The 25,963-nt window shown below is 59.7% G+C and carries 21 protein-coding genes; 8 read left to right on the top strand and 13 right to left on the bottom strand.

The window, feature by feature from the left end; all coding sequences use genetic code 11:
* Positions 1 to 129 precede the first annotated feature (129 nt).
* The 3 genes from NL114_RS16185 (at position 130) to NL114_RS21880 (ending at position 1,745) form a co-directional block, all read left to right on the top strand.
* Positions 130 to 411 carry a hypothetical protein gene (locus tag NL114_RS16185; protein WP_254821951.1) on the top strand — a complete coding sequence of 94 codons (282 nt, stop codon included), beginning with the start codon at positions 130 to 132 and terminating at the stop codon, positions 409 to 411.
* Positions 412 to 718: 307 nt separating this feature from the next.
* A complete protein-coding gene (locus tag NL114_RS16180; protein ID WP_254821950.1) occupies positions 719 to 1,276 on the top strand; it encodes a DUF7342 family protein in 558 nt (185 codons plus the stop codon).
* 4 nt (positions 1,277 to 1,280) lie between these two features.
* Entirely contained in the window at positions 1,281 to 1,745 is a 465-nt protein-coding gene (locus NL114_RS21880; protein ID WP_491543633.1) for a toxin-antitoxin system TumE family protein, read from the top strand.
* Between the two features lie 359 nt (positions 1,746 to 2,104).
* Here NL114_RS21880 and NL114_RS16170 read toward each other — a convergent pair whose 3' ends face one another.
* The 5 genes from NL114_RS16170 to NL114_RS16150 form a co-directional block, all read right to left on the bottom strand.
* Entirely contained in the window at positions 2,105 to 2,413 is a 309-nt protein-coding gene (locus NL114_RS16170; RefSeq protein ID WP_254821948.1) for a hypothetical protein, read from the bottom strand.
* Positions 2,410 to 2,796: a DUF8122 domain-containing protein gene (locus NL114_RS16165; protein ID WP_254821947.1), complete on the bottom strand. Its 387-nt coding sequence runs from the start codon at positions 2,794 to 2,796 to the stop codon at positions 2,410 to 2,412. Before NL114_RS16165 ends, NL114_RS16170 begins: the two co-directional genes overlap by 4 nt.
* A 547-nt stretch (positions 2,797 to 3,343) precedes the next feature.
* Positions 3,344 to 4,009 carry a DNA-directed RNA polymerase subunit epsilon gene (locus tag NL114_RS16160; RefSeq protein ID WP_254821946.1) on the bottom strand — a complete coding sequence of 222 codons (666 nt, stop codon included), beginning with the start codon at positions 4,007 to 4,009 and terminating at the stop codon, positions 3,344 to 3,346.
* A gap of 312 nt (positions 4,010 to 4,321) precedes the next feature.
* The gene (locus NL114_RS16155; RefSeq protein WP_254821945.1) at positions 4,322 to 8,461 is read right to left on the bottom strand and encodes a UvrD-helicase domain-containing protein; all 4,140 of its coding nucleotides are present in this window, start codon (positions 8,459 to 8,461) and stop codon (positions 4,322 to 4,324) included.
* A complete protein-coding gene (locus NL114_RS16150) occupies positions 8,458 to 11,823 on the bottom strand; it encodes a PD-(D/E)XK nuclease family protein (RefSeq protein WP_254821944.1) in 3,366 nt (1,121 codons plus the stop codon). The genes NL114_RS16155 and NL114_RS16150 overlap by 4 nt, the downstream gene beginning before the upstream one ends.
* Positions 11,824 to 12,031: 208 nt before the next feature.
* Here NL114_RS16150 and NL114_RS16145 point away from each other — a divergent pair, with 208 nt between their 5' ends.
* Complete coding sequence (locus NL114_RS16145) at positions 12,032 to 13,234, top strand: hypothetical protein (protein WP_254821943.1); 1,203 nt, start codon at positions 12,032 to 12,034, stop codon at positions 13,232 to 13,234.
* Between the two features lie 331 nt (positions 13,235 to 13,565).
* On the opposite strand, the gene NL114_RS16140 is transcribed toward NL114_RS16145, so the two are convergent.
* Positions 13,566 to 14,720, bottom strand: coding sequence for a hypothetical protein (locus NL114_RS16140; RefSeq protein WP_254821942.1), 1,155 nt, complete (start codon positions 14,718 to 14,720; stop codon positions 13,566 to 13,568).
* A 545-nt stretch (positions 14,721 to 15,265) separates the two neighbouring features.
* On the opposite strand from NL114_RS16140, the gene NL114_RS16135 reads away from it, so the two are divergent.
* Positions 15,266 to 16,114 (top strand): hypothetical protein, encoded by an 849-nt coding sequence (locus tag NL114_RS16135; RefSeq protein WP_254821941.1) that lies wholly within the window; start codon positions 15,266 to 15,268, stop codon positions 16,112 to 16,114.
* Between the two features lie 55 nt (positions 16,115 to 16,169).
* Here the strand turns inward: NL114_RS16135 and NL114_RS16130 are convergent, their stop codons facing one another.
* The 3 genes from NL114_RS16130 to NL114_RS16120 form a co-directional block, all read right to left on the bottom strand.
* Positions 16,170 to 16,478: a hypothetical protein gene (locus NL114_RS16130; protein WP_254821940.1), complete on the bottom strand. Its 309-nt coding sequence runs from the start codon at positions 16,476 to 16,478 to the stop codon at positions 16,170 to 16,172.
* Between the two features lie 156 nt (positions 16,479 to 16,634).
* Positions 16,635 to 17,546, bottom strand: a complete 912-nt coding sequence (locus tag NL114_RS16125) for a hypothetical protein (RefSeq protein WP_254821939.1) — start codon at positions 17,544 to 17,546, stop codon at positions 16,635 to 16,637.
* A gap of 135 nt (positions 17,547 to 17,681) precedes the next feature.
* Positions 17,682 to 18,455: a TrmB family transcriptional regulator gene (locus NL114_RS16120; RefSeq protein WP_254821938.1), complete on the bottom strand. Its 774-nt coding sequence runs from the start codon at positions 18,453 to 18,455 to the stop codon at positions 17,682 to 17,684.
* 259 nt (positions 18,456 to 18,714) lie between these two features.
* Between NL114_RS16120 and NL114_RS16115 the strand changes: the two genes are divergently transcribed.
* From NL114_RS16115 to NL114_RS16105, 3 genes are all read left to right on the top strand, one after another.
* On the top strand, positions 18,715 to 19,146 hold the full coding sequence (locus NL114_RS16115; RefSeq protein ID WP_254821937.1) for a dual specificity protein phosphatase family protein: 432 nt from the start codon (positions 18,715 to 18,717) through the stop codon (positions 19,144 to 19,146).
* A 271-nt stretch (positions 19,147 to 19,417) separates the two neighbouring features.
* Positions 19,418 to 20,218: a hypothetical protein gene (locus tag NL114_RS16110; protein WP_254821936.1), complete on the top strand. Its 801-nt coding sequence runs from the start codon at positions 19,418 to 19,420 to the stop codon at positions 20,216 to 20,218.
* 109 nt (positions 20,219 to 20,327) lie between these two features.
* Positions 20,328 to 20,828, top strand: a complete 501-nt coding sequence (locus NL114_RS16105; RefSeq protein WP_254821935.1) for a hypothetical protein — start codon at positions 20,328 to 20,330, stop codon at positions 20,826 to 20,828.
* 168 nt (positions 20,829 to 20,996) lie between these two features.
* On the opposite strand, the gene NL114_RS16100 is transcribed toward NL114_RS16105, so the two are convergent.
* From NL114_RS16100 to NL114_RS16085, 4 genes are all read right to left on the bottom strand, one after another.
* Positions 20,997 to 21,590 carry a hypothetical protein gene (locus NL114_RS16100; RefSeq protein WP_254821934.1) on the bottom strand — a complete coding sequence of 198 codons (594 nt, stop codon included), beginning with the start codon at positions 21,588 to 21,590 and terminating at the stop codon, positions 20,997 to 20,999.
* Between the two features lie 1,237 nt (positions 21,591 to 22,827).
* The gene (locus tag NL114_RS16095) at positions 22,828 to 23,949 is read right to left on the bottom strand and encodes a hypothetical protein (RefSeq protein WP_254821933.1); all 1,122 of its coding nucleotides are present in this window, start codon (positions 23,947 to 23,949) and stop codon (positions 22,828 to 22,830) included.
* A 195-nt stretch (positions 23,950 to 24,144) separates the two neighbouring features.
* Entirely contained in the window at positions 24,145 to 25,173 is a 1,029-nt protein-coding gene (locus NL114_RS16090) for a hypothetical protein (RefSeq protein WP_254821932.1), read from the bottom strand.
* A gap of 27 nt (positions 25,174 to 25,200) precedes the next feature.
* Positions 25,201 to 25,677, bottom strand: a complete 477-nt coding sequence (locus NL114_RS16085) for a CRISPR-associated ring nuclease (RefSeq protein WP_254821931.1) — start codon at positions 25,675 to 25,677, stop codon at positions 25,201 to 25,203.
* Between the last annotated feature and the right edge of the window lie 286 nt (positions 25,678 to 25,963).

The following is a 25,963-nucleotide window of genomic DNA, read 5'->3' as shown; positions in this document are numbered from 1 at the left end:
AAACCCTTTCTGGAGGCGCAAACGTCCCTTTCATCGACGCGTTCGGGGCTGCACTCGGCCGCTCCCCGTGGCTCACTCTCACCCGCTCGCACCGGGACGCCTATGTGAGCCACCCGGCAACGGGGTGGCATGAACGGAGACGACGCCGCGGACGGTGGCTGGTTCGCGGGCGTCGACCGCGACGACACCGACGCCGGAGCCACAGCCATCCGCGACGGGCGTGCCGAGGGCCCGGCCGACTGGCCGGCCGCCGCGGTCGAGTACGGCTACGCCGACGACGCGGCCGACTACTACGACGCACTCCACGCCGCGACGATGGCGGCCACGCGTGCGGCCGTCGCCGAGGCCGAGAGCGCCGGGGACCGACAACTGGTTCACGCAATCCGAGCGATGGACGACCACACCAGATAGCTAGTATAATATTCTCCCCGAATCTCGGGAACGAATCACTGAAAACAGCCGACAGTGCAAAGAGGACTGTTTCGTCCACTAATCCAGAATTCTGTCACTTTCACCCTCTAGACAATAGTTTCCAACCTCAGCACCCACCCCATCACCTCCGTGTAGACAGCGACCGATACGAGTTAGACACCATCGACGTGGCGAAGGCGAGTCGTATGTGCGACGCCCGCGCCAGCACATAGCAATACATTATACCGACATAAGAAGACAACATACTGTTCCCAAGAGTAATATCCTTGCGTGAACGAGAACAGCTATGACCGAGGACCGCCCTGCCGACGTGAACGAGCGCGTCACCGAGGAGTGGAAGGCGGACACCAGCCCCGGCGAGCGGGTCCGGACCGTCATGAAGCGGACGTACGATCCGCAGTCGGTCGCTACCATCGCCGAGCGTGCGCTGACCTCCGAGACGACCGCTCGTAAGCATCTGGGCGTCCTCGCCGAGGACGGATTCGTGGAAGCAGTCTCACCCGCGGACGAGCGCGGGACCTGGTACAAGCGTGCCCCTCGTTCGGTCGTCCTCGAACGCGCTCAGCAGATACTCGACACGGTCGACATCGAGACGCTGTCAGCCCGCGTCACCGAGCTCCGCGATACGGTTCGCGAGTTCGAGGATGAGGCCGGCGCGGAATCGCCCCGTGCCGCGGCTATCGCCGACGCGGAGTTGGACGCGGAGGCGATGACGGAGTGGCAGACGGCAGAACGGAACCTGAAACTCGCTCGGGCCGCCCTCGCCCTCGCTGACGCGACGGAGGTCGTGGGCGACGACTTCGGCTCCGACGAGCGCGGGGAGCCAGCAGGCATCATCGGCTGACAGGATGCAGGACGCCGAGTCACACGCGCTGCGAGGTGCCATCGATGCCGGTGCGCTTCACGATTTTCGCACCGAATTCGAGCGTCTGGAGCCACTCGCGAACGGGTCGTTCGACGACCCAGTGAGTCCCGGCGAACTGCGCCTTCAGCTGGACGACGGTATCGGTGAGGCGACGGCTGCGACCATCACCGTCCGATGGTCCGTGCGAGACGACTATAACATCCATTACAGCGACGACGCGGATCGGAACCTCCGGTGGGATGTGCATCCGCACGTGTATACCGATCCGGATGGGGATGGCCACTACCATCCGCCGCCGGATGCCTCGAAGGACGATGACGATGGTGAAGCGTCCTGTATCGAGGTTACGGAACTCGTGCTCGTCGCACGGGCTGTCCATCAGCTGTGGCGAAGTGGGTACGACGATGGGACGGCCGACCCGTTCAACGATGCGGCCGACCCACCCTGAGGAGGCCGTTGACAACGATCCTAACCGACCCTGATATAGATCTGCTGACGATCCGTCTGATACTCAGACAACGACCTCGGCCGTACGCCCCTTGAGCGGTGAACGGCACAACGCTGGCCCGAGCGCTACGTCCTGATTAAGAAATCTCCAGGCTCGAGTCGAACATCTCATTATCCACTCGGTGCCGCTGAAGATCCACCTCGAAACCTTCGCGAAGCCTCGGATTCGACCGATTAAATTATTCTATGAACCCTCAGTGATTAAATTTCTCGGATGAAGATCGGCCGGCGCTTAGCCGACCGAGCACACCGTGATGACATCCCTCGGCACGCTGACTACGGTGCTCGTTCAGGCGTTCCCTAATCGCTCGGGTCGTAGAACTTGTTCACCCAAGCGCCCTTCGCGAGCTTCAGCTGGATCTCCTCACCAGCATCCCACTGGTTGTCGAAGCCGCCGAAACGGTAGCCACACCCTTCCTCCAGGGTGATGTCTTCGTTGAACACGACACAGGGTCGCTGGACTTCCCCTCTATCACTATCCCCGAGCATCACTTTCTGGTGTGGGTCATGACTTCGGAGGTCGATGGTGTAGTTGACGAACGCTTTCGTCCTGATGAACCGGTCCGCGCCGTCGAACTCGTCGATGTGGATGAACGGCGGGCTGCTCATCGGTTTCCACCCCCACGGACGATCGTGATCTGCCCACACGTCTGTGTGCTGGGCTGTGCCTCACCGCAGCCCGGGCACCGCGTCTCGGTGATGGGATCAACGAGATCATCGCAGCTCCTGCACATCACGAGCCCGGGGGTGTTCAACCGACCGTCGTTGATGAGGACCGTTCGCAGCCAGCCGTCACGGACAAGCAGCAACGCATCCGTGTGTTCGTAGAGGCGAGCGTGGCTACACCTGGCTGCGGGAGCGTCGACGGGCTTGGCGACGCGCCATGCTTCCTCGAGCGGCCGCTCTGCGGGGGTCCGTTCGTGCCAGCGATCGCGGGCGTGTTGTTTGATCAGCGGGAGATACGTCTGGTCGAGGTTGTGTTGTACGGACATCTCTGAATAGTCAGGTCAGCGTGTGACGTCGCCGTCTGGGAGCCAATGGCTGCCGAGCGTGAATATCGAACGCTGGCCAGCGTTGCCACTGGCCGCGTTGATAGTGCTACAGCAAGTGAGAGTCGGCGAAGCGGAGCTTCACCAAGGATGGATGCCTCTCGGCGATGGGCCGAAGACTCTCGACGAGGTATCGCTGGCTAACGGCGAGAAACGATTCGGGCGCGATTCGCGCGTGCGGACGATGGCACAGAGGGAAGGGGTTGTTCGACGGGCCAAACCCATTGCCCCATGTGCGTGTTGTAAACAGAGCCCCGAAGACCGAAGGTGAAGGCTGGGCAGCCCATGGCCTCAAAGGGGGCAGCTATCCCGCGCAATTGGCGCGATGCCTGGCAGCCAGGCCGTGGCTCCGCCTTACGGCGGACCCGACGACCGGCGATCCTCAATACGCATATTGTCGCAAGAAACAGTTAAAAGAAAATTACTATTATACATGAAAGTGGCAGAATATATGTCCGATAGGGCATATTTGGCGAAGAAAGAGGGGGGATTAGGCGTCCCCCGTCGTGTCATCGGCCTCTCTGTCGGTGGCATCGCGCGGGCCAGTACTGAAGAAACTCGCTGCTTTCAGCTCACGCTTGACGAGTTGGGAAACGCTGTAGAGATCCGCTTTCGAAACCTCCTGTTGCTCCAGCAACTCTCGGTAGTCCGATTCCTGGAGCAGTCCCTTAGGGAGGTCTTCCTCATCGAGTTCCGAGAGAGCCTCATCGGGGAATCGGCGAGACCGATCCCACTCAACGAGTACCTTGATCGTCGCCAGTGCAACCTTACTGAGTCGTTTTTGCCGTCCGAACCGGTCCAGATTCATCGTCGCCATCGCGGTAACCGCCAATCGTTGTTGATGTGCTGGGATATCGAGCGCAGAGCAGAACGATTCGGTGATCCGCATCTTGTCGCGGGCTGCTTCACGGGCACTGTGGTTGCCATCGGAGCGGTGACGACCCTCGTTGTGCCGGATGAGCTTCGTCACATCCCCGCCAGCACTGCCGATTCCCACCCGGGTGTCTCCGAATGCATCGTACCCAGTGGTGTAGTAATCAGGAGCGTGATCGCGTTCCTGTTGCCTGGATGGTTGCTGTTCCGGTGTCTCGTCGACGAGATACTGGTCGGTTGCGTTCCCCCCGTCGTCATCCGCTTCGTCGGCGCTATCTTCCACGACTGATTCCCAAGCTGAAGAATGACTCACCAGCCACCCTCTTAATCCTTTGTCGGGGGGTTGCAGAAATCTGGAGCAGTAATCCTGGTTCCGCGCCGAGCAGGTTGACCGAATCTATCTCACGCCATTAGGGCGTGCGAGAGTTGCACCCACGGACATATTGCCCTGTCCTGGAGACGAAATGGACTACCCCAGAACCTCTGCAGGAATGACACTGTGCGGCGAATCGAATCTCCTCGCCATCGGTCGAGTCACCAAGTTCGTATTGGCGACGGGGATCCCCTTCCTGGTGAGGCTGGGGTTGTGAAGCCGTTACTGAGTATGCTCTGCTGCGACTGTTACCCCGTCTAGCGCCTCGAATAACTCCGCAGCTGGCGCCTCGAACGTGCCGAAGTCATGGATCGGATCATCGACTTCAGTGAAGAACAACGCGGCACGGACCTCTCGCTCAGGATCGTGTGCCGCCAACATCGCAGCGTAGGCGAGCAACTGTGGCCGGTGGTGCGTGGCTTGCTCTTCGACGAACTCCTGGTGGTCGCGATCGCCCGGACGGTCTGTTTTGTAATCGATGACGTAGTAGGTATCCGCAGTCGCTGCCAGATAATCGATCTCGCCGGCCAGTTCGACTCGATCAACCCCTAGCGGCGTCTCCGCTTCGAATGTCGCTTCGGCTCGATATTCGTCATACTGGGCATGGACAGCTCCGTGATCGACTATGTGGTCGAGAGCATCCGTAACCCGCTCCATGCGCGTCCTGACTGCCTCGGTGATCGACTGAAGAGCAGCATCCTCCGGCAACGTATCGAGCAGTCCCTCCTGCTCGGCCTCACGCAGCAAGTCGCGGATGAGCTGCTCGTGTTTGTCTGTCGGTGGCTGGAGCTCACAGAAGCGGTGCACCAGCGTGCCGAACACACGTGACGGAATGCCTCCGGGGACGCTTGTGGGCCCCGCTGTTCCCTGGTCAGTCCCAGTGTTAGTGCCGGGGTGGTACTCGATCCGATGGGCCTGTGTCCGCTCCAATGTGCCACTCCCATCGAGAACTCGTGAGCACTGGCTGGGTGAGATCGCTAAGACCGTCTCTCGAGTCAGGGCGGGCTCTGGATCGTATGCGTCCGGGTTCAGCGTTGGCTCTGTCGCGCCAGGCTGGTAGTCGGTTGCTTCCGGAGGCAGTCTGACCGTGATTCGGCCGGTTCGTTCGCTCCCGTCCCGGAGCTTGAACGGAAGGGTGCGATCATACTGCTCAGCACTAATGAGCCGCTCGAGTGGCGCTGTGGGGTCGATGGCGGCGGTCGTTTCCTGACGGCCGTCTTCATCTTCCGACGAGTCATCGTCAGGCAGCAACACGGCTTGGACCCAGTCTCGCCATGCATCTGCCTCCGCCGGCTCTGGGGCTTCCATCACGGCCGGCTCATCATCCTCACTATCACCCTGTTTGTGTTGCCCTGCCAGGATAAGGTGGTCTCTGGCTCGCGTGCAGGCCACGTAGAGTGTCCGCTTTTCTTCGGCTCGCTCTTCGGCCCGTCGCTGGTGGCGTGCCAGCGCTCGTGCGGCTGTGCCACTGTCAGCGTAGGGATCGAGCGGATTCGGGCCTTTGAGGCCCAGGATGGGGACGCGCCCCTCGTCTGTGGGGTCAGGAACAGTCTCGAACTCCATCGTTTGGCTCCCGAGCCCCGACTGCGTATCACTCGCCTGTCGGAAGTTGCGGGCCATCCCTGGGACCACCACAACCGGATACTCGTCACCCTTGGCCTCGTGAATGGTGAGGATATCGACGCTTCCCGTCGTCGTGCCGCTGTCTGGCTCGTCGAACGAGATGACGTTCGCTTCCGGATCATCGCTATTCTCGAGTTGCTCCTCGAGTGTGGCCACCAGCTCAGCGAGCCCCTGTCGCTCCTCCGGTCCCGAGGCCCGAAGCCGATCACGGAAGCGCTCAACATTGGCAACCGCCTTTTCGCCCCGCTCGTCAGCTGCGACGGCTGCCAGGTAGCCGGTCTGATCATACACCCGGGTGAGAAGCTCTCCCCACGACTCTACCGCTGGTTCGGCATCGGTCTGACCCGCATACCCTCGGAATCGCGTGAGGTCATCATGAATCGCGGTCCATTCCGATTCGGTCGCCGCGCTGAGGGCGTCCCACAGCGATTGCTCTGGCTCGTCCTGAATCCGAAGCGCGAGCTGTGCGAGTGCATCGTCAGGTTGCCCGAACATCGGTGACCGGAGAAGTGCATACAGCGCCCGATCATCGGTTGGGTCCACGAGCACCCGGAGCAGATTCAGTAACGTCTCGATCTCGGGGGCTTCGAGGAAGCCACCCCCTTTGATGACGCTGTAGGGAACGCCCGCCTCGCGCAGCGAGCGCTCGTAGGCGCCTAAATCACTCCGTGTCCGGAGGAGGATCGCGATGTCGTCCGGTTGGACGGCACGCGGTCGCTCAACGGGCCCATCGGAGCCATCGTCCCACTGATCGTACGCCGGATCATCCTCTTCGAGTTCCTCATACACCTGTGTGCCGTCCGTGAGCAGCTTCGTGAGCCGGTTCGTTACGGCGTCGGCCTCCATCGCCGCTCGATCGAATGTCGGCCCGTCGAGGAGATCGTGCGTGGTCTCGTCGTCGGACTGCAACAACCGGTCGGCTAACGATGCATCAACTGGCACTGGGAGATACTCGACGACTGGCTCAATCGCGGCCTGATCCTCGCGAGCTGCTTGCAGTGGCTCTGAGTCGGCTTCGAATGGCGCTGGCTGGCCCCCATATTCGGCATACCAAGGATCTTCTTGGGTTGCGGCCCGCTCACTGACGAACACTCTATCGAACAACCCGTTGATGGCGCTGACGGGCGCGTCGAGTGTCCGGAAGTTCCGTGTGAGCGGTTCCTGCTCGTCTACGATTCCAGCTTCCTGATTCGCTCGATCGAGCTCCGTTTCTGCGTCACCGAAGACAGAGACATCGGCCCCCCGGAAGCGATAGATGCTCTGCTTATCATCGCCCACGAGAAACAGATTCGTCGCCTCCGGATTCGATGGGTCTTCGCAGGTGAGCCCCTTGATGACTGCCCATTGGGCCGGGTTCGTATCCTGAAACTCATCCACCATGACGTGTGCTCCTAGAGGCGAGTCATCGTTGCCGCCTGCGAAGAAGCCGATCTCTCGTCGAGCGGCCGGGCGTAGCGAGTTGAGGAAATGGTTGGTGAGCGCGATGAGGTCACCATAGTCCAGCATCTCCTCATCGCGCTTGCGGCGGGCGTACTCGCTGAACGCATGCTGTGCGAGTGTGGCGAACGCCTGTACGTATTCGAAGGACTCCTCTTCCCCTTCATACAGTAGTTCAAGGACGTCGTCCCAGGGCCCTCGTCGCGCGTGTTCAGTGACGGTTTCAACGGCTGCTGAGACGCGATAGAGTGGACTCTCCGGATCAAGCTCGTCCGGATACGCAGCATCGAGCATTCCATCGTGGACTCCACCACTGCTACTCCGCAGTGCCGCGACGACTTCGATCGCGAGATCCCGCTGTCGCTGTTCACTCAGGTCTGATAGCGATGTGGTTCCGTCGAGTCCCCGCTCCTCGACGCTGTCGACGAGGCCATCCAAGGCCCACATGCAGAGATGGCCATGGAGATCCGGCCGTGTCTCCTCGTAGTTCGCTGCGATAGTGACTGCAGCCGGAACCGCTGCCTCGACCGCCTCGTCGATCCACGCCGGGTCGAAGTCCGGCCGCACGACATCGAAATACTGCGCGATGTGATCCTGGGCGTACGTGGCGGCGTCATCGTAGCTCGCGACCTGGTCCAACCACGCAAACGCGGTGCGACGCGGATTGTATGAGAGGAGATCCTCCAATGCCGCTTCGATCGTGCTCCGATCGAATCGCCGTGCGAGTGTCTGGACAGCGTCCGTCTCTTCATTGGCCCGCACAGCTGCACTCACGGACTCTCCCACGAGTGCATCGGCGTCGGCCTCCTCGACGACATCGAACCCGGGGCCGATGTCGTCGTAGGTAACGCCATACCGTGCGAGCGGGCTGGTGTCTGCGACGGTCGGGTCGCGGGCTGTCCCGACCGCATGCTCGGCCAGGATGCGGTGGCACAGGCCGTGGAGGGTGTGGATATAGCCTTCCTCGAGCCCGTCGGCTACCTCACGCCAAAGCGTGAACCGCCGGTCGCTCTCGGCCGCTGTCAGCCGCGCATTCACTTCCTCACGAACACTTTCCTGTAGATCAGCTGCTGCTCGCTCTGTGAATGTTGTCGTAAGGATCTGCTGTGGTAACGCTGCGGCCAGTTCCTCCTGCTCTGGGTGCCCTTCGATCGCATCGAGTTCGCGCTCTAGAATCTCGAGATACCGGGCCGTCAGTGTCGTTGTCTTCCCCGTTCCAGCCCCCGCCCGAAGAGTCACGTTGGCGTCCAGCGTCTCCTTTGCGGTTAGCTGTTCTCGCTCTAACCGACTGTCATCGATCATTGCTCTGCCCCCATTGAATCGGTGGCACCTGGTGGGACGTAGGCTGTCTCCAGCCCGTGCTGCTCCAGCCGCTCTGCGCGTCGATGGTGGCGAACGTCACAAACATGTGCGAAATCACAATGCTCACAGCCCGCATCATCCGCAGCTAACAGCGTCGGGTGGTAGATGCCCTCAGCAAGCGCTGCCCCAATCGTTTGGAGGCGTTCGTCTATCGTCTCGAAGAGGAACTCCTCCAGCGAGTCTTCGCCCTCTTGGGTTTCAAAGAGTGAGTCTTTCTGCGCCCGGAGCAGTGCTTCCCCACCCGTGCCAAAGTGCTCCGTATGGTCCTTCGACGCAAGCGGACTCTTCTGGATCGCCGCAGTTGCAGGTGGCTTTAGGTCGTAGTATGCGGCCCCAACCGGCCGCCAGTCCGTCTCTTCATCAAGCACCGCGTCGAGGAGCCGCAGATAGAGTGGGAGCTGGAAACTGAGCCCCGACCGAACGTTGCTAATGCTGGGGCTGCTACCGGTTTTGTAATCGATCGCAGCGAATTCGGCGGGGCTTGCACTTGGATCGATGTCCACCCGATCGACTTTGCCTCGAACCTTGATGCCATCGACCAACTCAACCGGCTCCTCATGCAGCAGCGTCGTGACATCACTTCGCTGGCGACTGAGGCCAATTGCCGCCTCGAAGAATGCCGGAGAGACGCTCGTTAGCGCTTCCTCCTCGGCCAACGATTCCAGGAATCGGATGAAGAGCCCCCGATGGGCAGGTGGCCCCTGATATGGGTTCGTGTGCGATGAGGGCTCGAGGCCCGAAAAGAGGCGCTGGAGCCAGCCGTCGTGGAAGGTGGATTCGTACTCCGCAACGTAGGCTTGGTTCAGTTCCGTCTGTGCCGCCTCGAAGAGGGCGTCATGATACGGGTCCGGATCTGCGATATGAACGGGTTCACCCGGCGTTGCCTGAAGAGATTTGAAGAAGCGGCCCACCGTTTCGTGGATGAAGTGTCCGCGTACCCCAGTATCGGGTTCGGTCGCGATGGTCTCTGGCGACTCGAAATCGAGGAGGTAGCTCGCGAAGAACTTGAACCCGCAAGCAGCGTACGTATCGATTCGACTCGGGCTGAGTGGGGCCTCGCTGGCCGCGAACTCTTCGACCGTTTCCGGAGAGAGGCGCCCGTCATACCGCGTTGTCGAGGCGTCGCGACGTGCGGCCGCGCAGGTAATCCCGGCTTGAAGCCGTGTTGCGGGTGTCCCGGGCCCTGTTTCGAACGCCCCACTCTCTGCGGCGGTGGTTGCGACGTCCTCATCCGGCTGTGATCGGGCGCCCAGCACCCGGCCAACCTGCCGCTGAATATCTTCTCGGGAATGGAGCTGGTCGCCGTCATCGTGCTGGGTCGGCTCCAGGTCACCATCACATAGCCGCTGTAGCTCAGCGAGGAAGTCAGCAATCACTGACTGGTCGCCCTCTGGCGTTTGGTCCGGGTGTGAAAGGACGAGCCGATCGCTGGCACTCGCCAGTAGCCCGAGCGCATACCGGGCGCGAAGCGTGGTATCGCCGGGCTCGAAATCGGGGTGGGAGTCGTTGATTTCACGCGTGAATGCCAGTCGTGTTGGCGGAGACGGGAACGCCTCTGTTGTCAGGCCGGCCACGACGGTGACGGCGAACTCATGCTGAAGCACATCCGTTGGCGAGCAGAGGACGATTCCGTCGGGATCGCCGATCGATGCCTCGACAGCCGCCGTTGCTAGTGCGCGTGGCAGTCGCTCGCCGACGTTCCGGGCATCGAGCGCTGTGGTCGCAGCTAGGGAGTCAAGGACCCGATCCAGTTCGCGTCGCGCAGCCTGCGCTTGGTCTCGGGCCCACTTCGGCCGCTCGGCTGTTGTATCCAGTTCCCAGGCGTCCTCGGCAGCAGCCTGTGTCACCACGCCGAGCGTCTCCAACAGGGCATACGTCTGCTCGTGGACCTCGCTCGTTGGAGCATCGACGAACTCTGCACAGAGCGCTGTGAGCCATTCCAGCGAGGCGGCACGGTCGTCCTGCCCCTCTCGTTCGAGGAGCTGCTGGGCGGCCGCGATACTGCTCACCTCGAGCTGACCGACGATGGTGCCGAGCTCCGCGGCTGTCATCGTTGCCGCCGGCCATGAGAGGTCCGTCAGGGGGTTATCGAGCAGTCGGAGGATGTCTCGAAGCCGACCCTCGCCACTCCCGATTCGTATCGCATCCGACAGTACGGCCCCGAGCTCCGTCTGGTCGAGTGCCCCTTCCTCGGTCGTCTGTGTTGGGATGCCGTACTGGCTGAACACTTCGAAGAACTCCCGGCGCCGGTCGGCAAGGTTCGTCACCACGACCCCGATCTCATCCGTGTCACGCCCAGCTTCGAGTGCCGTTCGCACCGTTCGGGCCGCACCACGAGTTTCGTGGGCGGGCGTGGGGTAGGTTTGCCAGTCGATGCCGGCTGCCTCGACTGCGGCCGGTCGGAGCTCCGTCCCCGTCTGATAGCGATAGCAGGCCGCCGCAATGTCGGTCCCCGAGGCTCGGCTTGGCTCCGCGGGGGGCTTATGAGCGAAGTTCAGATCGGCGTACCGCTGCCACGCCCGGCTGGCACCAACGTCAATCCCAGCGAGCGACTCCCCAAGCGCTGGCGGAGCATCGAGTGCAGCGGCCGCCAGCGGTAGCGCGGCCGTCATGATCTCGACCTCGCTGGCGATCGCGTCAATCAGGTCTGCCTCGAGTGGGGAGTAGAATGGATGCGGGCCTAGAACTACCGCATCGACCGGATCAAGCACGGCTGCCAGCCCATTGTCGGCCGTACAGACACGCTGATACCGTTCGCTCTGCAGCGTCTTCTGGCCACGCTCATCGGCAAAGACATCGCGTCGAGAATCGAATTCAGCAGAGAGTGCGGTGATTGCATCTCGGACTGGGGTTGAGACCGGCTCGAGCCGTTCATCGGTCCGAATGGCGGCCGAGTCCACGAGCCCGGCGAACTCCAGTAGCGAGAGGAGGTCCTCTGCCTGTGCACATGCCTCAGGTCCTGCTGGTCCGTCCCGCATCGCGAGCGGGTGATCCTGCCCGTCCAGCCCATCGACGGCCGCTTCGACGATCCGTTGCCGTTGCTCCAAGGACAGTCCTCGACTCCGCGGTTCGTAGTCGAGCTGTTCGATCGCTTCGGTGACAACCGTATCGAAATCCGAGGTCCGGAGTCGAATCGGCGTACCAAGCTCCTCCCACCGTGATTTGACGTCCGCTGCTGGACGACCACCGGGCGCAAGGTAGAGGATTGCCCCCGGCTGGGTGCCCGCCTCCGATGCTGCCGCTGTGAGCGCTGCTCGCTCGGCGTCAGCAACCGTGGGGGCAGTGTGGACCTGCCGTGTCATTTCATTGCTTGAAGAGTGGGGTGTCCTTCAAAATAGGGGCCAGCTCGATGACGTGACACATGTGGTGGTGATCAGTCCCGATTTTCCGGGGGCACAGTTCTGGGTGACACGTCACCCCGCAAGCGACGGATGGCGGCAGTGTAGATGGGTCTTGATTCAGTGTGTTCGTGGATAGAATTAGGTAGCATGGGCCCACGGGGTTCATTGTATGTCGACTGTGGGGTCAGTTTCAATCGACGAAGCGGGGGGTAGCGTTACGATCGACTCACTCCAAATCGAAGACGAGGAGCTGTGCGAATTCTTGCTGCAGCACGAGGAATCTGAGTATCCTGAGAAAGTCTCTCAGGCGCTCACGATCGGCATGAAGACGATGCAGCTCATGGACACCTCGCAGGAAGTCGAATATGTCGAACGGCGACTGAGCAATCTCGAAGATAGCTTGACCGCTCAGGTCGAGGCGTTCCAGGACGAACTCCAGCGCAAGTTGGGAGATGATGGGGAGCTCCACCAAGCTCTCGACGAGCATATGGGTGAAGAGGGAACGCTTGAAAGCCGGATCGAGGCTGCCTTCGACGATGATGGCCCCTTTGTCGAACGACTGAACGAGGAACTGGGAGAGGATGGGGAACGAATTCAGGCAGCGCTCGATCCGGACAAAGAGGGCTCACCTACCCACCGGCTCGAACAGCGGCTAAAGAACGAGATCGAGTCGATCCGGGACAAAATCGTCGAGGAAGAGACAGAGGCTGACCTCCGGAGTCGAACTTATCTCAAGGGTGGCGATTTCGAAGACTCCGTGCATGATATCCTCAACGAGATCGTTCGACAAACGCCAAACAACGTGGAGTTCACTGGCGATACGACTGGCGAGACCGGACGCGAGGTCGGTGACTTCGTTTTCAACCTGGCTGATACTGACCAGAAGATCGCTGTTGAGGCGAAGACAGAGTACTATCCGACACAGGACATCAAGGACGAAATGGAGGCTGCGATCCAGAATCGGGATGCGGCATATGGCGTCTTCGTCACTGATACGCTTGAGAATCTTCCCTCCACGAAGACAGGCTGGTTCCACGAATTCCCCGATCAGAATACGGTTGTCGTTGCGTTGAGCGAGACCGCTGAAGACGAGATTGAGCCCGGTTATCTCCGGATCGCCATGAGCTGGGCACGGATGCGGGCAGTACAGGCACATGCAGAGGTTGGCAGTGACTTCGACCCTGAGGACTTGCGGGCCGAATTGAATGAGATTGAAAGTGACCTCGACCGCTTCAAAGCTATTCGAGGACAGTGTACCGAGATCAAGAACTCTCGCGAGCGGATTGAGACGACGCTCTCAGAGATTGAGCGCGATATCACAGCGCGGCTTGGAACGATCGAAGCAGAGCTGAGCAAAGCTGGCGCTGACTAGCAGCGTCGTTGAGTAGCTTCCAAGATTTTGTGTGGCGAACTGCTGGCTAGAACGGATTGCTGAACGCTGGTGGTTAGTTTCTTTACTCACTGCTGACGAATAGCTTCTTCCGCTATGGATTGTATCTGTGGGCTCTTGATCTGTTCCCTACCCAACAGTGTACCGTCCACTCATCTTGTAGGGTAGAAAATAAATATTTACCACGAAGTTTGGTATTGAACCCTCGTACGCTGCGATTGATTCTTGCAAAAGTAGTAAATCGGTATTTCAGGGTATGTACGGACTATTTTGATTATATCGGGTTTATTTTAAATGTTGCTTTCAGAATATCCTATATCTTCGGATTACCACCAGATAATTTGATACTGAGTAACATTTCAACGAATTCTGTCCCCATCCCTGACTCAAATTTCTGAAGAACTTCTTCTATGGGTGTATATATGTCGCTAACTTTGGTATCCTCGACCGTATCAGGCAATTTCGACTCTACCTCTTTGGGACCGAAAAAGATAAGCTCAACAGCTGGGTCATCCTGGCTATAGGATAATAATTTTCTTAATTTACTCTCAGCATCATCTACTTTCTTTTCAAATGTAACTTGTGCGACGATCTCTCGATCATCGTTCTCTATTCCGGCAAATATATCTGCTTCAGATAATGAACCGCCCGCCGATATTAGCTCTACGTAACTATCGTTTTGCCGCCGGAGGTACTCTCCACAGAGTGCTTCAAGCTGGCCTTCTGATAGAGCCCAAACGCTCGATTTGTCCCTCCCGATTATATCATAGACATCGTCAAGTCGGTCGATATCCACGTGGTCGGAAACTGCACTATAGTATGCTGCATAGAGGTGCTGATCCCCCGTATTCCATCCCATGATGGTTCCGCGCTTATTCGCTGCCCAAAGCCCAGGGAAGTCTTGGTTCCAAACCCACTCTACATCATTTTTGTTTAACTGTATTCCTTTGAGAATCTTGTAGCTCGGGCCGTCAGAATCGACACTTCCCCTATTTTCGATTACGGAATGAACATACTGAGCTGCCTCGTTATTGAGATCGTCCACCTGTGATTCAATCTGGTCTTGATTTGCACCAATCGGGACAGAAATATAGTCCACAATCGCGTTCTGAGGCTCTACCTCCTCTCCATATTCACAAACTAACAGGAGCATCCGGTCAGAGTCACTAGACGCAGACTCCGGTGACCCCACTGTCCCGACGTATCGCCCTCCAGAAAGAGCCGGATGTCCCGAGTATGAAACTGCTAAAATGCGACCCTCACGAGCATATTCGGATAGTCTCCCGATTGAGCTTTTATTTGAATTCTTATGACCCGCATCAGCCCACTCCGATTCAGTTAGACTTACTGGGAAGTCTCCAAAATGAATTGCTGCGATCTTACTTCTATAAAGTGCAGCGATAATTGGCTTCCATTTATCCTTTGACCATGCATGGTTTATATACGCTGTATCTGGAACATCTACCATGATTCTCGCTATTGTATGTCTGCCTAAATATTATTTCGGCCACCTCAGCTATCAAAAGTGATGTGTTGGATCAGACACTGCACGAGTTCTTAATCACGAGGTGATCACCGGATCGTCCCGTTCTCTGTGGCCACCGTATCCGGATTAGAACCGCGTTCCGCGGCATCAAACGGACTCTGTGGTACGGGGTAGGTGGTGTCCGGAGGCTGATTCCCTCTCTGTCCACAGCGCGCGGCTGGAGAGCATGACCGGGAGTTACGGTCCCTGGCAAGACCGATACTGTCTGTCGATGGGCTGTCATACATGTGAATGACGATCGACAAGGTGGCCATTTGAAGCGGCCGACACTATTCCCGGAGTGGTGCCTTCAGGAGAGCCTCAACGATTGATGTTGTTTATTCTCTCTACACTCGCTAATGATGCCCGCGTTGACTAAATCAGCCTTTGATAGCAGAATTGAGCCGGACGTCGAAATCAGAACAGTCGGCATCGCTCGTAGGGCGATACCTTGCCTCTGGCTTTCCACTCGTCCGGCACGGAACGATATGTCACAAAACGACCTCATCGAGGAATTCACGGAACTATATCCGACAGGACTGGAAACGGTCTCGCGACCGACCGAGTCGCGATTGTACCACGGGGCCGACGCGGAGACACCCGTCACCGGAACCTGGCCGCTCGACCCCTGGTCGGCCGAGGCAGTCGACGGATTCCGTACGGCTCGCCTCAACTACGATGCAGTCGCTCGAGTCCATCCCCAACTTGCGAGCCGACTTCGGGAGGATCCTGCGACGACGATTTCGATGGCTCGCCTCGCGTATCAGGTGTTCACCGACAGAGAGGGTGCTGGCCGCCTCATCGAGGCGACGAACTTCGAGGTCTACCAAGGACCATCCGTCGGCGGGCAATTCGGAGCGGTTTCGCCAGAGCGACTCTGCCGCCTCGAAGGCGTGGTTCAGGAAGCCTCACGGGTCGAACTATCGCTGTACGAAGCGGCGATGCGGTGTGAGGATTGTGGAAGCGAGCAACTCATCTCGATCGGAACGCTGGATGAGGGCCCACCGGACATCGGCCCCTGTACAGCGTGTACGGCCGACGATCCGTGGCAGTTTGAGCCTGAACACTCGCTCTACAGACCGATTCAAACCGCCCGACTCGAACGACCCACGGATGGCGAGGAATCCGCTCCGGCAGCATCCGTTCCCATCGTTCTGGCCGACCATCTCGCATTGGGCGTTGTCGAGGGAGATGAGGCAGCGGTGACCGGCATCCGATGCGAGCGGCCCGATACCCAGAGCCCACTCACTATTTCCGGGCCCTACCTCCACTGTTCGTCGATCGAATCCCTAGCAGCACCGGGCACTTCCCTACCGTTCGAGGGCGGAAGGAGTTGATAAGCGGGCGTGCCACGCGCTCTCCCGGAGTACGACCAATGGGAGCCCCCGTTCCTCATTTGCTCCGCCGTTCGATCCGCCACCCATCCAGCCGCCATCGCCGCCGAGGCCCGGGGTCGGGGGCTTGTCGGGCGAAGGCCCACTCGACCCCGAGAAGTCCCGCCGCTTGGCGTGGCGACACGCGCCCCCACCGCTGGAGAATCCCAGCGAGTGTTTCGAGATCCGCCTCGTCCCAATCGCGGAGGTCGCGATCTTGGAGCCACTTGAGCACGGTCTCGTTGACCATCCCGACTTCCATCTCCGGCGGGCCTGACGACCGGTAGTAATCGTCGCCGTTCACCACCTCCCATTCCACCCTGCTCACGGCGCACCCCCACGAGGTATCGTGGTGTCGAGTAGCGGCCGAACTGGCCACGTACAGGCCGGCAACCCACCGACGGAGCATCGCGCCATGGACTCGTGGCTGTGATAGTTTGCTATATGAAACTGGCGGCTCTAGCGGTACTGGCCCCTCACCAGCTCACCTGAGGAGGCACGAGATCGGGTTGTGGTTGTATCGCTCCGACTCGGTTTCCGACGTACATTCTGTGGTTATCGAATACTGTGCGTAGAACCGATCCCACGAGGCAAGCGTTCTCGCTCGCGTCCCGACCGGCTCCGTACTCGGGTCTGGTCGGATATCCAACCGTGGCGTATTGACGATGAGTGCGAGCTTCTGCAAGCCACTCAATGCCTCACTATAGTGGACATCCGGATGGGCGATGTACGCTTCGTGAACCCGTTGCCAACGGTCATCTGCAACGAGATCTGGCGGTCTGTTCTGCCCGTACAGTGCACGGGCCCATCGATGGTTCTTGGCTATCGGAAGGAGTACCGAGGCGATGGACTCGCCATCACGGATCAGTGCTTCATCCGGAATTGACAGCTCTGAGAGCGTCTCCGAGAGTTCCGCAGCCAACTGATTCGCGGCGATGCCACGGACGAGATGGCGATCAGCGGCTTCGGGCGCTGGGGCCCCTGGGGATCGGTCTGGCGTTTGGCGCCACGATTCGAGGACCCCATCAGCATGGTCGTGTGTTCTATCCGTCCGGTCGAAGTACGCGAACGCGGCCTGTGCTGCAGGAGTCTCGAACAAGTGTGCGTCCCACCGGCACAGTTTGGCTTCCAATTCGATCTCGTCGATATGGGCTTCGAGTTGCTGTCGGAGGATGTCTTCCGTAACTGCCGACAACCAGGGAATAGCACGCCGCAGGTCTCGTGTTGTCTCCAGTAGCTCCAGCACGTCGGTAGAGAGGGTGCCTGAGACCGGTTCGGCGATCTCTCCGGCCGCCGCTGTATTGTGTGGCCGGCCTCCAGCCAACCCGATCAAGCCCGCCGTGCTGCTACCTTTCAGCAGTTCACGCCGTGACCACTCCGAGGACTCCTCGTTCATAGATACCGGTTCAAATAGAGCGTAGAGCGAGGGTGAATCGCGCCATCCTCCACCTCTATTGTGGTAGTTCGGAGCCAATATTCCCCCAGAGGAATCGAGCTCTCGATTCAAACGTTAGGAGGCGCTCTGAGTCCGTTAGGCCGTCCCATCACCCTCAAGCCGGGTCGCGGCAGCAACACGGCGGGTAACATCTCGTTCCAACAGCGCGGTCATACCATCGTCGGCGATCGTGACGCCGGTATCGCCCCGCCCGACTCGGAGAATCACGGTGGCGTCGACCAGCGCATAGGAGAGGTCGACATCCGACGCCTGGTATGCAGTTGCCGCTGTCTCCGCGATGGTGGCGAGTGTCTGTTCCCAGCCCGTCGTGCCGACGATCTGGACGTCGATACCGTGCGTGGCGTAGCAGTTGAGCTCACGCACGTCCGTGTCGTCGATCCACTGGCCAGTCTCTTCGACGAGCCAGATCCGCTCCTCAGCAGCATCCATCCGCTCGCGGAGATCCTTCAGCGTCCCGTTGATGCCGGCGTGGACCCAGGCCGGATATCGGTCAGATGAGCGCTCGCGTTCGATTTCGTAGTCCTGTTCGAGCTGGTCGGTTAGTGTATCCGCACGGGTGGTGAAACGCTCCTTGCGGTCGGTGATGACCTGGCGCGGGTGCAGCGCCTGGTACCGCTTGGGCTGCCGTCCCTGTACCCGGACGGCCTCGCCTTCGAGTCCTTCCAGCACATCGTAGACGCGGCCCTGCGGTACCGCCGTCCGTGCGACGATTTCGCTGGCCTCCAGTGTCCCCATCCGAACGAGAGTGATGTAGGCGGCAGCCTCGTACTTCCCCCACCCCATGACCTCCTGTAGATACTCCGAGAGTCGTGCCGCGTCCAGCGGCTCTGAGTTGTTTGCCGACGACATGACCGGACCCGGGTCGACTCGGTTCTGGTATTAAATTCCAGCGCTTTTGGCAACCTGCTATATAATTCTTTGGCTGTTGGAGTCATTTCCACCGCTACCGCTCGCCAATACCAACAACGATCGTTGTGTCCTGGTGCCACCCTTTGAGTCGAGGATATCACGACTGAATTGTCGCTACCCCGGAGATTAGTCCAGCCTCAGTACTACCCCGAACCAGCACGAGAGAATCTGCCTGGGCGCGGCTCCTGAGAGCACCATTATGAGCGAATCGACGGAGCGGATCGTTATCGGCGGCATACGCAGGGCAGGGCTGAGAGAACTCTACCAGGAGTACGGCATCGAGGCGGTCGTTCGGGTCACGGACCGCTGGCCTCGCGAGGGCTACCCGGACGGCGTCACGATCCACTCCCATCCGATGGATGACGGCTCTCGCAACCGCTATGAAGCGTTCGTCAGAGGCGCTGCCCGGGTGCTCCACTTACTGCGGGAGACCAACGAAACACTCCTCGTTCACTGCACGATGGGTGCCTCGAGAAGTGTCGGCGTCGCTGCCGCCGCGCTGGCGGTCCACGCTGGAGGTACTGTCGACGAATGGGTGGACCGGCTCGCCACTCATGACCGGCGGCCAACAGAACAGGTGCTTACCCACGCACGACAGTTCGTAGAGGCGGTCTCCGCAAAGGGGCATTGACCAGCACCGGCCATTAGTTCGGGAAGAGGTCGGTGGGTCGCTGCCCTCAATGACGAACGGGTAGGAGCCGTAGTGATGTGGAAATCAGCACGAATCAAGCGGTAATCGAAGTTCCAGGAAACAACCTCTGTTGTGACGTTGGTACGCCTTCCTCGTGGATGATCCCACTCACCCGATTGGTGGTGAATCAGGAGGTCGATTGGAACTCCCCTCCGACGAGGCAAGCACCGCTCGCTGACTGCGCTGTGCACCCCTTCACCCAGGAATCCTCATGCATCTCAACGGTACGGAACAAGATGGGGAACCGCCCTCCGACCCAACATCCGCACCGACCCATTCGGAACCGATACCCACACAGTCGACATCCGACAGCGGTGCTGCCTCGATCCCCGAAGACGAGTGGCCAGCGCTCATTCAGGGGTGTTGTGACATCTCCCTCAACGAGCAGGGCTTCGACGCGTTCGAGGAGGAGCTCGTCCTCGACCATTTAGTGGAGGAACGGAAGGAGGCCTGGATTACAGGCATCTATCCACATGATCACACCAGTGCTGCCAGGATCCCACAGGTCGATGACCCCGACCCTGGCCGTGTCACCGTCCAGTTCACGTTACCGAACCTGGACACAATCGTCCGGACGTATGTGCTTCCCGAAGCGGCGTGGAACGACCAGCATACCTTCTGCCGACTGGTCGAGGTGGCTGGCGTTTCACCGGGCAATGTCGCCGATGCGATCGGTGAAATCGTGCCAATCGCCAAGAGTACGAACCCGACTGGCGATGCTGACGTGGTCCGGCATCTCGGACCGAGCTGGGAGCCAGTGAACCGGCAGGAGTGGACTGTCGACGAGCAGACCTACCCGACGCTTCGGACAGCGTTCCGCAAACTCGGCTGGGCCGGCCTCATCTTCGTGGGGCCATACATATTGACGACGGGTGGTGTAGTATACCTTCTCGGGAATCCTCCCGTTAACCTCGATAATCCGTTGCTTTGGGTTTCTGCTGCGGGATTCATGCTCCTAGTGATTGCATCGTTTCTGGTTCCTGCGGCGTATGCATGGCGGGACGATGATTGACACGTACGTTCTTGAGTGCGTTATCTGTGGCCACCGAGTATCTGCACCGACGCTGGAGAAATCGCGGTGCCTCTGGCGGAATCACTTCGCCAATAACGCCGGCCACTACATGACCTGGGTCGAGCCGAAGGAACCGCCACGGGGTGTACGAAGTAAAACGCTCTACGTTGCCGAGTCTCCGAACCACTGGCACCCCGTTGTTTATGCTTCTCAGCGTGCCGCAGTGGTCGCACAGCAGGAATGTGAGAACGATTCTGTGGGTGATGCTGAGATCAGTCGCCCGACCGAGATACGAATCTTGAACACATCTCAAAAGAGCATCCTGCGCTCTCTGTTCATTCGCTTCGATACCCGTGGATTAGAGCGTGCGATGCGTCATTCGGTGGGGATTTTCAGCACTCTTCTGCTAATCTACATCATCGCGCTCGCCAATGCGATTCATCAGCCAGCTCATTACGAGAATTTCGTCGTCCTCGGGGTCGCTTCGACTCTGATTGGCTGTCTTTTCATTTCCTCTTGCATACTGCAATACGCCGATATCGGAGAAGAACAGCTGCTTAAGCCGGTCTTCGCGGGCTATACTTCGGTACCACTCTCGGATGAGTTCTGATACTCGATCGTGGGCTTCCAACCCGACTCTGTATGCCCAGAATCGGTGGGGCTGGATGACTTTGACATATCCGCACCGTTGCCGCAGCAAGTTCTCTAGCTGCGCAACAATCGCCCAACGGCACTCTGGATCGTCGGTACGAAGGAATGCCTCTCCGAATTGTCTACCTTAACGACTGTGCTCGGGCTCCTCGCCGGCCTCATACTCGAACCCCGGTTCCGAACCCGACTCGGTATCAAATGTCGTAGCCAGATAGAACTCAGAAGAATAGTACACCGCTCCCGACGCAAGGGCCTCGTCGATTTGGCGGTCGACCTGCTGGGGGGAATTCTCACGGCGAACCGAGGACGCGAACACGACGGATTCGGGCACACCCATCGCATCACCAATCCCCTGCATTCGAAGCTTCGAGACGAGCTCCGGTATGGAGAGGAAATCAGCCCCATCCTGAGGAATCGGCACGAGCTCCGGCAGTCCATGATTAGTGAACCGCTCGTGATCAGCAGCGAACGACTCCGCTTCTGTTCGTCCGTGAAACCGAGTCTCGGTTCCGCATTCCGCACACCGGACCACACAGTGTCGAATCTCCCGGCCACGCGAGGTGAACTCCGCCGGAAGCTCCCAGCAGCAATCGTGGCCAGTATGCGTTCGGTGCCCACGGCTGTACTCCGCTGCCTCCTCGTACGAGCCCGCCGAGTAGGTGAACCCACACTCCGGACACGAGAGTTCGAACGTACCTGATGAAGCGGTCTGTGAGGGCATAGCTGCGTTCGTGCCTCCGACACGTGGCAGATAATGGCTTGTCTCAACCTCGGGCGTTGTTGTCCGACTCCAACATTCGTGACTACCCGAGTGCTCTATGGGTGGACCAAGCGACCGAGAAGACCGGTGATTTGTTGGCTTATCTGTGCCGACGACGGGATTCCAGCCTCGGTCCTGGGGGACGCTCTCGCTCCTATCAACACCATCCAACGGCTGCTTCGAGTACCGTTCGTGGACCTTCCGGAACGAGTAGTGGTTCCTGGGCCGGTTAGTATGACCGGACGCCGATTGATACCGGACCGGCTCTTCCGCCCGATTTCGAGGGGCTAACTCAGTATAGCGCCAGCTTCTTGTAGGAAATCACGAGAACGACGGAAGCACGCATGTCTGGGGCCGATCTCGACGCTGAAACTCGCGAGGCGTATCTGGCGGCGCACGAGCCACTCGGAGCGGATTCAGCAGTCGCCGAGGAGCGGTATCGGGCGCTGGTCACGTCGGACCCGGGGCGGGCGATTCTGGACCTCTATGGAGCGACCGAGGCCGCCGTGGGGGCAGTCCTGTCTGCGCACGCTGTTGAAACCCCTGCGCCCGACAGCGACTCACGAGTCCCGCGGGAGCTCCCGATCGAGCTGCTCGAGACCCGCCCTCGGCGGGACTGGATTCGGGCGCAGCGCGCGTCGCTTGCCGCACTGCAGATTCTGGTCGAAGAAGCCACCATGGAAACATCGCTCAACCTTCCGCGTACGGCGTTCCCTACCTCCCGACAGCCCGGGTCGGCGGTTGTGCTCCCGCTTTGTATCGGCCCCACCGGGAATCTCTACTGGATCGACATTGAGTATGCGGCAGCGACCCTGCCATCCTCGCTCCAACCGGGGCCCGAAACGGAAGCCGCATTCAGGGCGGCTGGATTCGATGCATCGTCTTCGGTCTCACCGGTGGTGCTTGCCAATACCGCACGCCTTCACCTGGAAGCAACTCACCTGCCGACGCCGGACCGACGAGACCTAACGCGTTTGGCGAAGCGGTCACTGAACACCCTCTGCCCTGGAACAGCACGGAATCCGACCCGCTTGCTCATCTCGGGTGGCTCCGTCGATGTTGACGGAATGCAATTGGGATGATCGGCAGCCGATCGCGCCAGTGAGAGGGCTGTCGCAACCGCTTCCGTGGTCGGGTGCGTGCTCTCGTACTCACAGTCCAAGTGACTCGAAGAGAGCGACCCGTGGTAGTGGGCACCTCAGGTCGGTTTGGCGAACGGATTCCAATCCCGGCCCTCCTCGAACGGGCCGTCCCGTCCCCCATGCCCATCGTCGTACGGATGATCACGGACACGAGCGAGCGCGTTGACCAACCAGGGCGGCTGGTCGCCTTTTCCCCCGGCAGATAACTCCGCCCCGACGGCCAGCCGTTCCGTGTCTGCAACGAGTACGAGGTGGGCCCGCCCGCTTGCCACGTCGTCATAGGCAGCACTCGCCGCTTCGAACTGCTCGGGAACCAGTTCCTCCGCGTAGGCCGTTACGAAGCGAAGTGTAGGCTCGTACCCATGCACCCAGTCGAGACCGTCGCGCTGTGGAACATAGAACGGAAGCAAATAGCCATCCGGGCGGTCGGAAGCTTCGAACTCCACATGTGCGATCTCAGGGATCTCGCGTGAGTGTAACTCGACAGCTATCTCCGCATAGACTTGGAACGCGGCTGTGGTGTACCGGATGCGCTGTCGGTGGTGCTCGCGGGTCGCTGCCAAGTCCTTCGAAGTCAGGGTCCACGAGACATCTTCCATTTCTGCCTCACTAGCCTCTGCTGGGAAGGTGTGGCGGTCGATCAGAGTGCTGAGGAGATGTGCCTCTCCGTCGAAGCCGAGACACGCGTGCACTGCCTCGCCGGCCGGGCATGTCTCAACGAGGTGTCGCGTTCTGCGTTGTCGTCTGGCGGCCTGCATCTCGTCGAGGAACCGGTGGCAAAGTTCCGATACCAACTCGGTTGGTGCGAACAACACTTGCTTTCCCTCGTAGCGGTACGCGTAGAACGCCGCAAGTCGGGAGTGAGCGGAATCCGGCAACGAATCGAGCAGCGTCCAGTCAGCAGTATCACACTGTGCCGACATTGGCTCCGGTGGCTCGGAAACCTGTTTGGCGGCGTATGCTGGGTCGATCGAATCGAGGGCTACGAAATCCGGGTGGTCAGCGAGTTGGTACGCGCGTCGAGAGAGCTTCCTCCACATCCACTCGATGAGGTCGGCCAGCACGTCGGCTTGGCTCGGGGTCGGAAGGGAGTCATCCTCACAGGCAGCGATGAAGGCGTCGAGCTCCTGTTGTGCGGTAGGATCAAGGAGGCTGGCGAGAGACTCGTCCGTGGCCATTCTGAAACTACCCCCATTTCGGCTTCTCCGGGTATCTATCTTGGTGACCACCACAACCGTGGAGGGCTGATCTGCTTAACTGCTGTTTTGACTCTCTGCCCAAACGCCGGTGCTGGTGACGGGCAACTGCCGCCGCGAGGATCCCCTGGCGGCATCTCACTTAGAATCTGGTACGGGACCAGTGCGGTACGTCGCTCACATCAGGCGGTCGTACTCAGTCGCGATACGGCGATGGCGCACGATGGGGCGTCGAACTGAGGACTGGCTGCCACGGAACGTGATATCGACCTCGTCGTTTCGCCAATGCTGGTCGTCTTTCTCCGTCCAGACCCCATAGAGTGTCACCTTCGGCAGCCGTACCACCCCGAACTGCATCGCCAGGGAGTACAACGCCTCAGCCACCGTACGCCAGGAGACGCTCGTCCGGTGGGGCAGCGTGGATTTAAACGCCAGGCGTTGGGCTGCAAGACCGGCCTCCGTTGCCTGGTTGATGAAGCCGCGATCGTTGCTGAGCAGGAGTGGCTCCTTGTAGTGAGCCTCGTCGTAGCGGACATACCCATCGACGATCGCGCTGTCACCCTTCTCACTATGGACGAGATCGACGTTCCGGGTCGCGATGAGTGACTGATACGCGCGGATTCCGAGTCGCCCAGCTCGCTTTGCCCCACCCGGCTGCTCCGCGAGCCGCTCGAACTCGTCGCCAAACGCGGCGACTAACGCATCCGCGTGGTGTTGGGTGTACTGCCAGCGGAGTTCCTCTACGACGCCATTCGAGAGTGCGTAGCCGTTTGTCGGGGTTCGGCCCTTGGCATCTTCCGCGCCAGTTACGTGGTCGATTCCCAACTGCTCGGGAAACCCCCAGGGGAAGATATTCGCGTCAATACCGATCATCAATGGCGCGTCGCCGGCCTCGATCGCCGGGTAGCAAACCTGCTCAAGGTATTCATCAACCGCTTCGCGATTGGCGAGCTCAACCAGCCCACAGCCGGTGAGCGCGGCCACGAACTCGTGCGGGTCGGGCAGATCGCTGTATGGAGCATCCCCATGCTCCAGTTGGATCTGTTCGCGTGTCTCGCGATACTCATCCAACGGTGTCGGGAACCGGACCGTTGCGGTCGCGTCATCGCCCAGGTCGATCCGGAGTAACGTGTCGATCTGGGGGCTCGGATGCTCGACTGTGAGTGTAGTGACGCCCTCGCTGTAAAGCGCGTTCAGCAAGGTCATGAGGTGCTGGCGACGGAGATGCATGGGTTAGTCGAACAGCTCCTGGAAGTCGATGAGGTCGGTTGCTGAGCGGGGGATCGTTGAGTAGACCTGCCCGAAGTAGTCGCCCGAATCGAGGTGGAGATAATAGACGTGATCAGCGCCGAACTGGATGCCGGCCTGAAACGCGATGGCCGACATGAATTTCCGGCCTGGTGTGACGTCCACGGCGACAGTCGGGCCGTCGTCATCCTCGTCGGGGATTGGGTCGCGAAAATGGTCGACGATCCGTTTGAAATCAGTCTCTGTTTCGAGCTCAGTGATCGCTATGTCCGTGTTTTGACGGCCGTAAGCAGTCGTGACGGCTGCAAACAGCTCACGAACAGTCGCAACATAGCCTTCGACACTGGGGTTTGAGAGCAATCGAATCTCGGTTGGAACGTAGCCGGCTTCGCAGGCAGCAATGAGTGGGTTGACCACTGACTCCGGGTGCGTACTCATCGTCGTTACCCAGAGTCGAGCCATGGTGATGCCACCGAGGCGTGTGTCAAGAAGGTTCGCTCTGTGGTGATGGATTTCCGATCTGGCCCCGGCGGATTCCAGGCAGTGCTCGAGGATCTCGTAGGTAGCTTCGCATCGACCCTAATTCTGCATGGGAGTGAATCACGGGCTATCTCCGAGTTTGCCCCGAACAACTCTTCGAAGAATGAGAGCGGAAGCAGTCCTCACCGGCGGGCGTCGATGAACCGTATCGTCAATGCCTAGAAGGCACCACGGTCACATACGGTAGTGAATGATTTTAAACGGTCTG

Source organism: Haloglomus halophilum (assembly GCF_024298885.1).
Lineage (GTDB): Archaea > Halobacteriota > Halobacteria > Halobacteriales > Haloarculaceae > Haloglomus > Haloglomus halophilum.
The sequence above is the reverse complement of the archived record's forward strand: the minus strand, read 5'-3'. Positions and strand labels throughout refer to the sequence as shown.